Origin of the sequence: Marinobacter sp. P4B1 (assembly GCF_001447135.1) — a bacterium.
Classification (GTDB): Bacteria; Pseudomonadota; Gammaproteobacteria; order Pseudomonadales; family Oleiphilaceae; genus Marinobacter; species Marinobacter vinifirmus.
In genome coordinates this window covers 528,364-542,307 of record NZ_LLXM01000015.1, presented here as the reverse complement: position 1 = coordinate 542,307, position 13,944 = coordinate 528,364, and the positions used below count along the sequence as shown (strand labels likewise).

The following is a 13,944-nucleotide window of genomic DNA, read 5'->3' as shown; positions in this document are numbered from 1 at the left end:
TCAGGCGGTCAGATGGCCGCTCTGGTAATCCTTCAGGGTCTGTTCGATTTCTTCCCGCGTGTTCATCACAAACGGGCCGTATTGCACGATCGGCTCGCCGATCGGTTTGCCGGCTATCAGCAGCAACCGGGCCGGCTGTGTGCCGCCCTCCAGCATCAGCTCGTCACCGTCATCCAGTACACTGGCTGCCGATGGCTGCAACCGGGTGCGCTCGTCCCCCGTGATCAGTTCGGCGTCGCCTTCGTACAGGTACAGCATGGCGTTGTGGCTGGCCGGTACCGGCAATGACAGCTGGCTGCCGGGCTCCAGGTGAATGTCAGCGTAGATGGCATCGGTACTTCCGCCAGTGACCGCACCGGATACCTGGCCACCACTGAGGGTCATCTCGCCGGCAATCAGCTTGACGGTGGCGCCGCCCTGACTGAAGGCCGGAATGTCTTCGGGCTGGATATCCCGGTAGCCGGCCGGTTTCATTTTTTCCGCCGCCGGCAGGTTCAGCCACAGCTGGAAACCGCGCATCAGGCCGGATTCCTGCTGTGGCATTTCCGAGTGCACAATGCCCCGGCCGGCTGTCATCCACTGCACGCCGCCGTTGCGCAGGTTGCCCCGGTTACCCAGGTGGTCTTCGTGCAACATGTGGCCTTCGATCATGTAGGTGACCGTCTCGAAACCCCGGTGCGGGTGGGCGGGAAAGCCTGCAATGTAATCCTGGGGCTGGTCAGAGCCGAACTCGTCGAGCATCAGGAAGGGATCCATGCGGATGCTCTGGCGCTGGCCCAGGGAGCGTTTGATTTTTACCCCGGCACCATCGGAGGTCTCCAGTGCGGGGATAATCTGTTTCAGGGCGCGATGCGTCATGGTGTCGTCCTCTCGGTTAGCAATGGTTCCATTAAACCGGGGCGACGGGCAGGATGAAAACGCAGAATTCTGGCGGGAGGGATCAAAAAAACTGAAGGAGCGGCCGGCGGCCCGTCCGGGCCACCGGCAGGGCCGGATTATTCCACGTTTCGGGAGTAGAAAATCTCCAGCATTTCGCGGCGCAGGCGGTCTTCGATGGACTGGGCTTCGGCCGGGTCCAGTTCGCTGGCATTCACGCCGAATACATAGTTATCCAGGTTGAAGTCCTTCAGCATCATCTTGGTGTGGAACAGGTTTTCCTGGTACACGTTCACGTCGATCATCTGATAGGCGTTCTGGGTGTCTTCGGTCAGGTAGTTCTGGATCGAGTTGATGTCGTGGTCGATGTAGTGCTTGGTGCCGTCTACATCACGGGTGAAGCCGCGCACCCGGTAGTCCACGGTCACGACATCGGAATCGAAGCTGTGGATCAGGTAGTTCAGTACCTTCAGCGGTGAAATCAGGCCGCAGGTGGACACGTCGATATCCGCCCGGAAGGTGCTTACGCCGTCGTGGGGATGGCTTTCCGGGTAGGTGTGAACGGTTACGTGGCTCTTGTCCAGGTGCGCAACAATGGTGTCTGGCAGTGGGCCCGGCGATTCCTCGTTATTGGCTTCACTGTCGGTCACTTCGTGCTCGGCAATCAGCATGGTGACAGACGCGCCATGGGGCTCGTAGTCCTGGCGGGCAATGTTGAGGATGTTGGCGCCGATGATCTTGACCACGTCTGAAAGGATCTGGGTCAGGCGCTCGGCGTTGTACATCTCGTCGATGTAATCAATATAGGCTTCACGCTGTTCTTCGGTCTGCGCGTAACAGATATCGTAGATATTGAAGCTCAGGGACTTGGTCAGGTTGTTGAAACCGTGTAGCTGGAGTTTGGTTTCCATAATAGTTGATCACCTTTTGCGCAGACCTTTAAGAAAGTTGCGTATTATGCATACCGTATGTGTCATTGGATAGTCGTTGCAATGACTTTTTCCAGCCGGTTATTCCGCCTCGTGGATCTCGTAACTGTGGCTGATTTCCACGCCTGCCTTACCCAGCATAATCGATGCCGAACAGTACTTTTCTGCCGACAGGCTAACTGCCCGTTCTACCTGCTTTTCTTTCAGGTTGTGGCCGGTTACCACAAAGTGCAGGTGAATCCTGGTGAACACGGAAGGCACGGCATCGGCCCGCTCGGCCTCGAGCTCGGCGTGGCAGGCGGTGACGTCCTGGCGGCTCTTTTTCAGGATGCTCATGACATCAAACGACGAGCAGCCACCCACGCCCATCAGCAGCATTTCCATGGGGCGGGGGCCCAGGTCCTGGCCGCCGTGGTCGGGCGGTCCGTCCAGTTGTACGGTGTGGCCAGTGCCACTGGTGGCTTTGAAGCTGGCATTGCCGGTCCAGTCAACGGTAGCTTTCATCGGTGTCTCCATCGGCTATTCGGGTATGGCCGGGAATGCTAGCACAGTTGCCCGCAACCGGCCTTCTTGTTATAAGTTGCCGGGCACATCAGTAAAAACCCTAACCTGCAGGGAAAAGCGGGGATATAAAAAGATAAGCACTGCCAGACTCTGAGGAGGCACGTCTCGCATTATGGCTACTATCGTCAAGCCGGTTGAGCAGAAGACCAAACATCTCGATTATTTTCTTTCCCAATGCCATCGCCGGCGCTATCCCGCCAAAAGCACCATCATCTATGCAGGCGACAAAAGTGACTCCCTGTTCTACATCGTCAAAGGTTCGGTGACCGTTATCATTGAAGACGACGATGGCCGGGAGATGATCATGGCCTACCTGAACGCCGGGGACTTTTTCGGCGAAATGGGTCTGTTCGATAACATGGATTCCCGCAGTGCCTGGGTCAAGGCCAAGACCGAGTGTGAAGTGGCGGAAATCAGCTACACCAAGTTCCGGGAAATCGCCCAGCAGGATCCGCGGGTGCTGTATTTCATCGGTGAGCAGATGGCAACGCGCCTGCGCCAGACCACTCGCAAAGTGGGTGACCTGGCCTTCCTGGACGTAACCGGTCGGGTAGCCCGTACCCTGCTGGACCTGTGCAAGGAACCGGATGCCATGACCCACCCGGACGGCATGCAGATCAAGATCACCCGCCAGGAAATCGGCCGCATTGTCGGCTGTTCCCGGGAAATGGTGGGCCGGGTGCTGAAAACCCTGGAAGATCAGGGCCTGGTGCGGGTGAAAGGCAAGACCATGGTGGTGTTCGGCACCCGCTAAGGTCAGTCCATCAGGGCGACGGATTTAATCTGCATCCAAACCTGCTGGCCCTGCTCCAGTTGCAACTGGTGCAGGGAGCGGGTGGTCAGGCGGGCCAGGAAAGCGGTTGGCCCGGCTCCCAGGCGTACCAGGCTGGTGCCGGGGGTTACCTCGGTATCAATCTGGTCGATACAGGCCGGTAACAGGTTCTGGATGCTCTGGTCCGGATTTTCCTCCAGGGCAAGGCTGATATCCCGGGCCAGCACCTGTACCCGCACAGTCATTCCCTCACTCAGGTGATCATGGTGGCGCAGCCAGAGCTCGCCGCCATCGAACGCCAGCCGGCACAGGTGCCAGCGGGTATCCACCTCGATAATCTTGCCTTCCAGAAGAACCCCTGCATTTTCTTCCAGCCGGAACGGGTGATCGGTGCGGGCCAGGGTTTCCTGCAGCGGGCCCTGGGCAACCACCCGGCCCTGATCCATCATCACGATATGATCTGCCAGCCGGGCCACCTCGGCGGTGGAGTGGGATACGTAGAGCACCGGCAGCTCCAGGCTGTCCCGCAGCCGTTCCAGGTACGGCAGGATGTCCTGTTTGCTCTGCTGGTCCAGGGCCGTCAGGGGCTCGTCCATCAGCAGCAGTCGGGGGCTGGTGAGCAGGGCCCGGCCGATGGCCACCCGCTGGCGCTCCCCGCCGGATAATCCGGCCGGCATCCGCTCCAGCAGGGGCGACAGGCCGAGCCACTGGTGCACCTGTTCAGGTTCTATTTTCCGGTGGGCTTTGGGCACCCGCCGGTATCCGTACAGCAGGTTTTTACGCACCGACAGGTGGGGAAACAGGTTGGTTTCCTGGAACACATAGGCCAGGGGCCGGTGGTGCACGGGCCGGCTGAGCTTTCCGGCCTGCCAGGGTTCGCCCAGCACGCTCAGGTGACCCTCGGCAGGCTGCAGGCCGGCGATGCAGCGCAGCAGGGTGGTCTTGCCGCACCCGGAGTGGCCGAAGATCGCGGTTATCCCGGAGCCGGGCAGGGTCAGGTCTACATCCAGGGTGAAGTCCCCCAGCTGGCACCGGAGGCAGGCGTTGACGGTACCGGTCATTTCACCACTCCCGGCTGGTAGCGGCCATTCAGGGCGTACAGGCTGACCAGCACCACAAAGGAAAACGCCACCATGCCGGCAGACAGCCAGTGGGCCTGGGTGTACTCAAGGGCTTCCACATGGTCGAAGATGGCCACCGACAAGACCTTGGTTTCTCCCGGAATGTTGCCGCCAATCATCAGCACCACCCCGAATTCACCCACGGTGTGGGCAAAGGTCAGTACCGCGGCAGTCAGAAAGCCCGGACGCGCCAGCGGAATCACAACCGAGAAAAACCGATCCCGGGGTGAAGCCCGCAAGGTGGCGGCGGTCTCCAGCAGGCTCTGGTTGATGGTCAGGAAAGCGGTTTGCAGGGGCTGGACGGTAAAGGGCAGGGAATAGATAACCGACGCCAGCACCAGCCCTTCGAAGGTAAAGGGCAGCAGGCCAAGCCCGAGGCTCTCCATCAGGCGGCCCAGGGCACCGTCCGGGCCCATAACGATCAGCAGGTAAAAACCCAGCACCGTGGGTGGCAGTACCAGTGGCAGTGCAACCACGGCCGAAACCGGCTGGCGCAGCCAGTGCCCGGTGCGGGCCAGCCACCAGGCGATGGGCGTGCCAATCACCAGCAGCAGTGCGGTGGTGATGCCTGCCAGTTTCAGGGTCAGCCAGACGGCCTGCCATTCCGGGCTCATGAAGTCTCCGCCAGTTCAGTGGTTGGGCTGTTCAGGAATATCGTAGCCGTCTTCACGGATGATCGCCTTTGCCGGTTCGCTGGCGAGAAACAACATCCACGCCCGGGCCGCCGGATTATCCTCGCCGTGGCCCAGCAAAACAGCCTGTTGCCTGATGGGCGTGTGCAGATCATTCGGTACCAGCCACAGGGAGCCTTCCTCATTCCACGCCCGCGTTTGGGCGAGTGCTACAAACCCTGCGACGGCATTGCCGGTGGCGACAAACTGGAAGGTCTGGGCAATGGAGTCGCCACTGACCAGCGCGGGTCGGAGGGCTTGTGCGAGCCCGAGATTCTGCAGCGCTTCCATGGCAGCGATGCCGTAAGGGGCGGTTTTCGGGTTGCCGATGGCCAGCCGCTCGGGTTGTCGGGCCAGCCAGGCCAGGCCATCGGTAAACAGATCGGGGGTTCTGCTCCAGAGCGCCAGCCGGCCCTCGGCATAGTCAAATCGTGTGCCGGCGACCGCCAGCCCCTGTTGTTCCAGTAACCGGGGTCGTTCCTGGTCAGCTGCCATAAAGGCATCAAACGGCGCGCGATGGCGGATCTGGGCATAGAGTTTGCCGGTAGAGCCGTAGCTGATGCGCAACTGGTGACCGGTCTGTTGTTCGAACAACGGCGCCAGCCGGTTCATGGTGCCGGTGAAGTTGGCGGCTACCGCCAGGGTGGCCGTTTCCGCGAGGGCTGCAGACTGGAAAACAAGCAGGGCAGTGCCGATCAGGCCGGCAAGGGCTCGGTGCAGGCGTTTTCCCGAACCGGAATACATTGCAGAAGGTGTTGCCATACGTCCTCGGCATTGAGTTCATTCAGCATCTCGTGGCGGCCTCCGTCAAACAGCCGGAAGGTCACCTTCTGGATGCCTGCCTCCCGGATCGCCCGGAAGTGCTGGCGGATACCCTTGCCCATCTCGCCCACCGGGTCATCGGTGCCGGCAAACAGGTGTACCGGAAGATCCTGCGGCCATTGTCCGGGATTGATGCCAAGCATACCAGCGATGAAATCATGCCACAGGCCGGCGCTGCACTCGAACCCGCACAGCGGATCTGCCCGGTAGCGGTCCACTTGTTGCGGGTCCCGGCTGAGCCAGTCGCAGTCGGTACGGTTAGGGCGGAAGTGCCGGTTGAACTGGCCGAAGGTCATGGCGCTTATGAGCTTGCTGTGGTGCCGGCGGCCCCGCAGCAAGCCGATCAGCCAGACCAGTGCGGTGGACGCCCGCAGCTGGGGTTTGTGAATGCGGTTGGTGGCACTGAGCACCAGTGTGTCGAGCTTGTCGCCGTGCTGCGCAGCATAGCTCTGGGCGATGAACGACCCCATGCTGTGGCCCAGCAGGGTGACCGGCAGCTCCGGAAACTGCTGGCGGATGTGATCCACCACCAGGCCGAGATCGTCCACCACTTTCTGCCAGCCCTGATGGTCTGCGTAGTGGCCCAGGTCTTCCGGACGGCAGTCCGGGCCATGGCCCCGGTGGTGATAGGTGACAACCGCCACGCCCTGATTGCCCAGCCACCGGGCCAGGCCGGCATAGCGGTTGCCGTGCTCGGCCATGCCGTGGCTGATCACTAAAGCCGCGCCGGGGGTGTCCGGGCAAAACAGGGTGCCGGTTATCCGGTGTCCGTCAGTGGCGGTCAGGTTCAGGGTGGTTTCGCTCATGCAGGGTGCCCGGTTGTTCGCTGTTGCTGGTGGTCGGGCGCTGCCACTCCGGTGGTCGCCACAAATGTCCGAGACGGGAGAGTAGACCGCCCGGGCGGCTCATGTCGCGGAACATGTCCACATATTCGTGGGTCCAGAGCACAATCAGGTTGGTGGAATGGATTTGCCGGGTGATGCCGTACTCCGGCGGATTGGCATCGTTTTCCGGGGCAAAGGTGCCGAACAGCCGGTCCCAGATGATCAGGGTGCCGCCGTAGTTGCGGTCAATGTATTCCGGATTGCGGCCATGGTGTACACGGTGGTGGCTGGGGGTATTGAACACCCGTTCGATCCAGCCGGGCAGCCGGCCCACCAGCGTGGTGTGCACAAAGAACTGGTACACCAGCGAGAAGGCATAGGCCACGCCGATCCACACCGGGTTGAAGCCGATCAGGGCCATGGGCAGGTAGAACACCCACATACAGTTGAAAATGTTGGTGGCGTTCTGGCGCATGGCAGTGGAAAAGTTCATGCGTTCGGAGGAATGGTGCACTACGTGGGCCGCCCAGAACCAGCGCATGCGATGGCTGGCCCGGTGCATCCAGTAGAAGCAGAAATCCACGCCCAGGAAGGTCAGGAATCCGGTCAGCCAGTTCAGTTCCAGCTCGAACAGGCGGTAGTGATAGCAAAGCGCATAGACAGGGAAGGTTATGATGCCGGCAAACAGTAACTCGGTAACCTGGTAACCGGCGCCGAGGGCAAAGTTGCGGATGGCTTCGGCGGTATCCATCAGTTTCGGGTCGTGACGGATTTTCCGGTACTCCCAGAAGGTAATACCGATAAAGATGGGGGTGGCCACCATGAAAATCAGCTGCCGCTCATCCAGGGCCAGCCACGGGGCCAGTGTGTGCCAGAGTGCCAGCAGGCCGCTGTCTTCCAGTACGGCCCGCATCATGTCGAGTAATGCCATGGGAAACCTGTTTTGTTTTTATTCAGGTTTTATCTTGGCATAACCAACAATAAATGCACTGTCGCTGTTGCGACAGCGGAGGTGGCCTTTTCGGCCAACAGCCCCGGTTACCGGTGCTTTTGGTATACCTGCACCACCGGCTCCAGTTTCGGACGCCAGTCTGCTAGCCAGGCCTGCACCGGTTTCGGGATCTTTGCCGGCCTGGGCCAGGGCACCGGGTATTGCTCGGGCTGGAACAACGGGGCCAGCAGCGCTGCGGCGGTCAGGTCAGCCCGGGTGAACCGGTCACCCACCAGGTACGGCTGCCGCTCGTACACCTCTGCCAGCTCGGTAATCAGTTGCTCCAGGATTTCCTGTGCGGCATCGGCGGTCTTCTGGTTAATCTTCATCCAGTTGCGCATGATCTCGTCCACCCGGCTGAAGGCCAGGCTGAGCAGGATGCGGTTGTAGAACGGTGTGCCGGCAGCCAGCAGGGGCACCACTACCTTCGGCCGTTGCAGGAAGTAGTGGTAGACCCAGGTGCGGATGGCTGCGCCAGCCAGTTCGTCCAGCTTTGTCTCCCAGCTGCGAACCTGTTCCTGCAGGGCCGGGTCTTCGGGCATCAGGGCGGGTTCCGGGAAAGTTTTATCCAGGTAGTCCAGGATCTCTGAAGAGCCCTGGATAATCTGGCCATCGTGGTCCAGCACCGGCACCGAGGACCCGGCCCGGGTCAGCTTCTTGATGGTTCTGCTGTGCTGCCCGGGTAGCAGGTTGACCGGCTGGTACTTGATGCCCTTGTAATCCAGGGCCCAGCGAACCTTTTCGGAATAGTGGGAGATGCAGAACTGGTAGAGTTTCACGGCCATGGTGATGATTCCCCTGAAATAGATGGCGCAAGGTTACCCTGTGTGGCCCCGGTACCACAACGGGCCGGTTCCGTGTGACGGAGCATGGTGAAACTGGCCAGGAATCTCTAAACTAGCGCCCCGGAGTCTGGACCAAAATAGGATGTTGTGATGTTTAAGGGACGAATTTTTTCGCTGACCATTCTTGCCGGCTGCAGCCTTGTACTGGCAGCCTGCGCTTCCCAACCCAAAAACCTGGCCCTGTCGGACTATGGCAGTTATCGCTGCGGCCAGCTGGATATCCGGGTTGCCCCGGCTGAAGACGGCCAGCTTCTGGGCCTTGAGTATCTGGGCCGCCGCGTATTGCTGAAACCGTCCCCCACCGACACTGGTGCCCTCTACGTGGCTCCGGGCGATACCTCCACCCGCTTCCTGGCCGAAGGCAAGCGGGCAACGCTGACACTCAAGGGTGATGTGCTGCCGGAATGCCTGGAACCGGGCGCGATAGAATCCCGGTTTGAGGCCATCGGTGCCGACCCGGACTGGTCGGCGCTGATCGAGAACAACCGGATGACCCTGACCCCGCCGTACCAGCAGCAAGCACTGAACGAGATCTGGCTGACCGAAACCCTGGCCAATCGCCACGGCCGGACGTTTGAAGCGAAAACCGAAGCGCAGTCGCTGGAAGTGCGGGTGGCACACCAGCTGTGTGAAGTGGGCCTGGACAAGCGCCAGTATCCGTCCCAGATCCGGCTGACCCTGGACGGCAACAGCTTTGAAGGCTGTGGCGGCGACCGGGAGCGGCTGTTCCGGGGTGTGCAGTGGGTGGTAGAAGACCTGGCCGGTGCCGGGCTGATCGACCGCTCCATGGTTACCCTGCAGTTCCTGGGCAATGGCCGGGTAGCCGGGCGTGCATCCTGCAACCGGTTTATGGGCAACTACCGTTTGAGTGATGATGGATTGTCGTTCAGTACCCTGGGCAGCACCATGATGGCCTGCGCGCCGTCGCTGATGAACCAGGAGCGCAAGTACCTGGAATTGCTGGGGCAGGTGGTGGATGGCCGCATCGGTCGCCAGGGTGAATTGCTGCTGGAAACCGGCAACGGTGAGGTGATCAGGGCGTTCCCGGCGACGACCGACAACCTTTAACTCTCTTCCCCGTCCCGCCCGGTCAAATTTCTGCAGCATTTGCCGTCTACCCTGACAGGTCGATGCTGCAGAGAGACCAGCCATGACCGAATTGCGGGCCCTCACCCCCCACAGTGCCATTCCCGAACAACAGGCCGGCCGCGACCGCAACCAGAAGCGCCTGTTGCGCAGTTTCCTGCCGGAGCTGGTGCAGCTGGAGCGGCAGCTGGCCGAAGCCCCCGAACAGGTCACCACCACCGTCGCCGGCGAGGTTGCCGTGCGGGATCTGCACTTGCCCATCTACCGGGTGGACCTGGGTTCTACCCGGGACGATGTGCCGGCGGTGCTGATTGTCGGCGGAGTTCACGGCTTAGAGCGCATTGGCAGCCAGGTGGTGATGGCCTGGCTCGATTCGTTCCTGGCCCGGCTCGGTTGGGATGACCACCTGAACGCCTTGCTGGAGAAAGTCCGCATCACTCTGCTGCCGATCCTGAACCCCGGCGGTATGTACCTGAACCAGCGGGGCAATCCCAACGGCGTCGACCTGATGCGCAACGCGCCGATTACCGCCCAGGACCAGAGCGCCTTCCTGCTGGGCGGCCAGCGCCTTTCATCCCGCCTGCCCTGGTATACCGGCGATCCGGAGCAGGGCATGGAGCCGGAGAACCTGGCACTGGAATCTGTGATTCAGGACCTGCTGCCGGGCCGGCCCTTCAGCGTGGCGCTGGACTGCCATTCCGGATTTGGCTGGCAGGATCAGATCTGGTTTCCCTACGCCTATCGCCGCCGGCCCATGCGCCGTATCGGGTCGGTGATGGCCCTCAAGCTGATCTGGGAACAGGCTTATCCCAATCACCACTATCGTTTCGAACCCCAGTCGGCCCACTACCTGACCCACGGTGACCTGTGGGATTACTTCTACAAGCAGGTCAACCGCAGCAGTGACGGGGTGTTCCTGCCCCTGACCCTGGAAATGGGCTCCTGGAAGTGGGTGCGCAAGCGCCCGCGCCAGTTGCTTCGGCTGGACGGGTTATTCAACCCGCTGGTACCCCACCGCCATCAGAGGGTGTTGCGCAGCCACCTGAGCTGGATGGACTTCCTGGTGAATGCGGCCAGCAGTTACCAGAACTGGTTGCCCGAGGGCGATGAAGAGTCCATGCTCAGGGAAGCCGCCATCATGCACTGGTACAGGGATAACCGATAACATGCACTGGATCCTCCTGCGGGGTCTTACCCGGGAACGGGCACACTGGGGCGACTTTCCCGAGCGTTTGCGTGCGGCCTTTCCGGACCAGCATTTCCACCTGGTGGACCTGCCCGGCACGGGCATCCATTACCGGGAAGCCAGCCCGGCCACAGTGCGTGCTATTCGCGAGCAGGTGTGCCGGCAGGTTAGCCATATTCCCCGGCCGTTCAGCATCCTGGCGTTGTCTATGGGCGGCATGGTGGCCCTGGACTGGGCCCAGCATGCCGAGCCCGGCGAATTGCAGCACCTGGTGCTGATCAACACCAGTTCCGGTTTCAGCCGGCCCTGGCAGCGAATGCAGCCGGCGGCCTGGCCGAAGATCCTGCGTTTACTGGCTCGCTGTGAACTGTTCCATCGGGAACGGGACATCCTGCGCCTGACCTCCAACCGGGATATTCCCCTGAGCCTGTGCAAGGCCTGGTACAGCATCCAGCGCCAGCGCCCGGTTTCGTTCACCAACGCCCGCAACCAGCTGCTGGCGGCTGCCCGTTTCAAACCCCTGGAAAAGCGCCCGATGGCCGATGCCCTGATACTGGCCAGCAAGGGCGACCGGATTGCCAGCTGGCACTGCAGTGCCGAACTGGAACGGCGCTGGTGCTGGACCCTGAAGCTGCACCCGGATGCCGGCCACGACCTGCCGCTGGATGAGCCGGAGTGGGTAATCCGGCAAATGGCTGACTGGATGCCCGGCACCCGATAGTTTCTTGACGCAACTGTTTTTTCCGGTCAACCTGCTGTATTCAAAGCCCGTTTTTCTGCCAGGGAGCCAATAACAAGATGAAGATTTTCGAAACCCGGACTGCCCCCAACCCCCGCCGCGTGCGCATGTTCATGGCCGAGAAAGGCCTGCTGGACAAGGCGGAATTTATTGAGATAGATATCCAGAAAGGCGAAAACCTGACGCCGGAATTCGTGGCCCGAAACCCCATGAAGAAAGTCCCGGTGATGGAACTGGACGACGGCACCTGCATTGCCGAAACCATGGCCATCTGTCGCTATTTTGAAGAAGCCTACCCCGATGCCCCGAAACTGATGGGCGAGACTGCCGCCGAGAAAGCCCTGGTAGAGCAGTGGCTGCGCTGGCTGGAGTTCTATTTCTTCATGCCCACGGGCATGTGCTTCCAGCACACCACCGGCTACTTCAAGGACCGGATGACGCCCATTAAAGAGTGGGGCGAAGAATGCGGGCAGGGCGTGGAAAAGTTCATGCACTTCCTGAACACGCACCTGGAAGGCAAGGACTATATTTGCTGCGACCGCTTTACCGCGGCCGACATCAATGCCTTCACCACCGTCGCCTTCGCCCGGGTGGTGAATATCCGTATCAAGCCGGAGCAGGCCAACCTGCAGGCCTGGTTCGACCGCATCAAGGCCCGGCCTTCGGCCCAGGCCTGAGTTACCGGTCGGGCCGGGCCAGCTCGGCCCGGTTCCGGCCGTTTTCCTTGGCCTGGTAAAGCGCCTCATCAGCCCGGCTGACCAGCAGTTCCACCGACTCAATCCCATCGAAACACGCAACGCCCAGGCTGATAGTCTGGGTGTGAGTGGTGCCGCTCATATCCATCGGGCAGCCTTGCAATTGCTTTCGGCACTTCTCGGCCACATTCAGGGCGCCGGGAGCATCTGTTTCCGGTAACAGAATCAGAAATTCCTCACCGCCCCAGCGACACAGGACATCCTGTTGGCGCAAAGCTGACTTCAGCCGTGCCGCAGCCTGGCGCAGCACGTCGTCTCCGGCCTCGTGGCCCCAGGTATCATTAACCACCTTGAACTTGTCCAGATCGGCGAGGATCACACTGAACGGCTGCTCCGAGCGCTGGGCCCTGACCTGTTCCTGGCGCAACAAGGGCATGAACGCCCGGCGGTTGAGCAGGCCGGTCAGGGAGTCGGTTGTTGCCATTTCCTGGAGCTGTTGCCGGGCCAGGAAGCCTTCGGTCGCCACCTTCCGGACAAAGGCCATCAGTACGCAGGTCACAAACATCAGCAGGCCGGGGGCAATAAACACCGCCAATATGGTGAGCATCGGCAGGCCCGCCCAAAGGGCTGCTATCATGAACAGCGTGACCGGCAGGGCCACGATGAAAAGCCATTCCTTGAAACTTCGCAGCCCGAGTACCGTGGCGCCGAAAAAGGCGATGGTCATGGCATCGGAAACCTGGGTGACCATAATGGGCTCATAGCGGGCGAACAGAAACAGCAGGGACAACGCCAGTCCGCCCAGCGCCAGCCCCATCAGTCTCAGGAAATAGCGGGCCGGCCATTGGGGAATATTGATCCAGTGGGCTGCCAGCGTCAGCAAGATAGCCGCAATCAGTGGTAACCTCAGCAGCAGCTCGGTATATCCAAGATCTGCAGTGTGGCGGTGAAAATAGGTATGTGACAGGTGATACAGTGAGACCGTCACCAGCAATAGCCACGCACTGCCATAAGCCATGCCGGATTCCATCCGTTCACGGTAGGCGTCGAAGGCGGGCTGCCACTTGGGTGGAACAACGGCGGGATTGTGGGGCAAAAATACGCTCCTTGAGCAGGATAGCCGGATATTGCAATGTACAACTAAATTGCGAGGATACGCCATAAGGTAAATGGCGTACCTCTTTCGGGGTTTAACAGGACGAGCAAGCTATGCCGCAAGAACGATTGCAGAAAACGCTGAATGGTATTGACCAGGCTAACCAGGCGGATCCAAACCTGGAAGTGGTTGATGGCCAGCAACTGCCCAGGGAATACGCCTACAGCCTGCACATGACCCGCTGGCTGTTCGCGCTGGAACCAGAACCCTCAGAACGCATGCAGATTGCCTGCCGGGCCCAGCACCTGGAACGCTGGACCATGCCCCGGAGCGACTATGGTGAGGGCCGCAAGAACTATTATCAATGGCGCCTGGCCTGTGGCCGGATGCACGGCCGCCGGGCGGCGGAGATTATGGCCGAAAGCGGCTATCCGCAGGAAGAATGCGAGCGGGTAGAGACGATCATCACCAAGCGCAAGCTTCGGGAAGACGAAGATACCCAGTTGCTGGAAGACGTGGCCTGCATGGTGTTTCTGGAACGGTACTTTGCCGGGTTCTTTGAAGACAATCCGGATTTCGACAAGGAAAAGTGGCTGCGCATCGTGCGCCGCACCTGGGACAAAATGAGCCCCCGGGCCCACGAAGCCGCGCTTAAACTGGCGGAAGGCATGCCCGCGCATCTGCTGGAATTGCTGCAGGAGGCCTTGGCTGAGCCTGAGAGCTGATC

The 13,944-nt window shown here is 60.8% G+C and carries 16 protein-coding genes; 6 read left to right on the top strand and 10 right to left on the bottom strand.

Annotated features, from left to right (window positions below; genetic code table 11):
• From AQ621_RS14175 to AQ621_RS14165, 3 genes are all read right to left on the bottom strand, one after another.
• Entirely contained in the window at positions 1-858 is an 858-nt protein-coding gene (locus AQ621_RS14175) for a pirin family protein (protein ID WP_058341957.1), read from the bottom strand.
• A 137-nt stretch (positions 859-995) separates the two neighbouring features.
• Entirely contained in the window at positions 996-1,787 is a 792-nt protein-coding gene (speD, locus tag AQ621_RS14170) for an adenosylmethionine decarboxylase (RefSeq protein ID WP_022988452.1), read from the bottom strand.
• A 99-nt stretch (positions 1,788-1,886) separates the two neighbouring features.
• A complete protein-coding gene (locus tag AQ621_RS14165; protein WP_022988451.1) occupies positions 1,887-2,309 on the bottom strand; it encodes an OsmC family protein in 423 nt (140 codons plus the stop codon).
• Positions 2,310-2,481: 172 nt separating this feature from the next.
• On the opposite strand from AQ621_RS14165, the gene crp reads away from it, so the two are divergent.
• Positions 2,482-3,123 (top strand): cAMP-activated global transcriptional regulator CRP, encoded by a 642-nt coding sequence (crp, locus tag AQ621_RS14160; protein ID WP_022988450.1) that lies wholly within the window; start codon positions 2,482-2,484, stop codon positions 3,121-3,123.
• A gap of 2 nt (positions 3,124-3,125) precedes the next feature.
• On the opposite strand, the gene modC is transcribed toward crp, so the two are convergent.
• The 6 genes from modC to AQ621_RS14130 all read right to left on the bottom strand — a co-directional run bounded on the left by modC (position 3,126) and on the right by AQ621_RS14130 (position 8,355).
• The gene (modC, locus tag AQ621_RS14155) at positions 3,126-4,202 is read right to left on the bottom strand and encodes a molybdenum ABC transporter ATP-binding protein (RefSeq protein ID WP_058341956.1); all 1,077 of its coding nucleotides are present in this window, start codon (positions 4,200-4,202) and stop codon (positions 3,126-3,128) included.
• Positions 4,199-4,876, bottom strand: a complete 678-nt coding sequence (gene modB / locus AQ621_RS14150) for a molybdate ABC transporter permease subunit (protein ID WP_058341955.1) — start codon at positions 4,874-4,876, stop codon at positions 4,199-4,201. The genes modC and modB overlap by 4 nt, the downstream gene beginning before the upstream one ends.
• A 15-nt stretch (positions 4,877-4,891) precedes the next feature.
• Positions 4,892-5,695, bottom strand: a complete 804-nt coding sequence (modA, locus tag AQ621_RS14145; RefSeq protein ID WP_145840287.1) for a molybdate ABC transporter substrate-binding protein — start codon at positions 5,693-5,695, stop codon at positions 4,892-4,894.
• The gene (locus tag AQ621_RS14140) at positions 5,629-6,561 is read right to left on the bottom strand and encodes an alpha/beta hydrolase (protein ID WP_058341953.1); all 933 of its coding nucleotides are present in this window, start codon (positions 6,559-6,561) and stop codon (positions 5,629-5,631) included. Before AQ621_RS14140 ends, modA begins: the two co-directional genes overlap by 67 nt.
• The gene (locus AQ621_RS14135) at positions 6,527-7,510 is read right to left on the bottom strand and encodes a sterol desaturase family protein (RefSeq protein WP_058341952.1); all 984 of its coding nucleotides are present in this window, start codon (positions 7,508-7,510) and stop codon (positions 6,527-6,529) included. The genes AQ621_RS14140 and AQ621_RS14135 overlap by 35 nt, the downstream gene beginning before the upstream one ends.
• Positions 7,511-7,617: 107 nt before the next feature.
• The gene (locus AQ621_RS14130) at positions 7,618-8,355 is read right to left on the bottom strand and encodes a glutathione S-transferase family protein (RefSeq protein ID WP_058341951.1); all 738 of its coding nucleotides are present in this window, start codon (positions 8,353-8,355) and stop codon (positions 7,618-7,620) included.
• Positions 8,356-8,505: 150 nt separating this feature from the next.
• Between AQ621_RS14130 and AQ621_RS14125 the strand changes: the two genes are divergently transcribed.
• The 4 genes from AQ621_RS14125 (at position 8,506) to AQ621_RS14110 (ending at position 12,103) form a co-directional block, all read left to right on the top strand.
• Positions 8,506-9,483, top strand: a complete 978-nt coding sequence (locus AQ621_RS14125) for an META domain-containing protein (RefSeq protein ID WP_058341950.1) — start codon at positions 8,506-8,508, stop codon at positions 9,481-9,483.
• An 82-nt stretch (positions 9,484-9,565) separates the two neighbouring features.
• Positions 9,566-10,666, top strand: a complete 1,101-nt coding sequence (locus tag AQ621_RS14120) for a M14 family zinc carboxypeptidase (RefSeq protein WP_058341949.1) — start codon at positions 9,566-9,568, stop codon at positions 10,664-10,666.
• A 1-nt stretch (position 10,667) separates the two neighbouring features.
• Entirely contained in the window at positions 10,668-11,408 is a 741-nt protein-coding gene (locus AQ621_RS14115; RefSeq protein WP_058341948.1) for an alpha/beta fold hydrolase, read from the top strand.
• 77 nt (positions 11,409-11,485) lie between these two features.
• Positions 11,486-12,103 (top strand): glutathione S-transferase family protein, encoded by a 618-nt coding sequence (locus AQ621_RS14110; protein ID WP_058341947.1) that lies wholly within the window; start codon positions 11,486-11,488, stop codon positions 12,101-12,103.
• A gap of 1 nt (position 12,104) precedes the next feature.
• Here the strand turns inward: AQ621_RS14110 and AQ621_RS14105 are convergent, their stop codons facing one another.
• Positions 12,105-13,217 (bottom strand): GGDEF domain-containing protein, encoded by a 1,113-nt coding sequence (locus AQ621_RS14105; RefSeq protein WP_058341946.1) that lies wholly within the window; start codon positions 13,215-13,217, stop codon positions 12,105-12,107.
• A gap of 113 nt (positions 13,218-13,330) precedes the next feature.
• On the opposite strand from AQ621_RS14105, the gene AQ621_RS14100 reads away from it, so the two are divergent.
• Entirely contained in the window at positions 13,331-13,942 is a 612-nt protein-coding gene (locus AQ621_RS14100; protein ID WP_058341945.1) for a DUF4202 domain-containing protein, read from the top strand.
• The last annotated feature ends 2 nt before the right edge of the window (positions 13,943-13,944 follow it).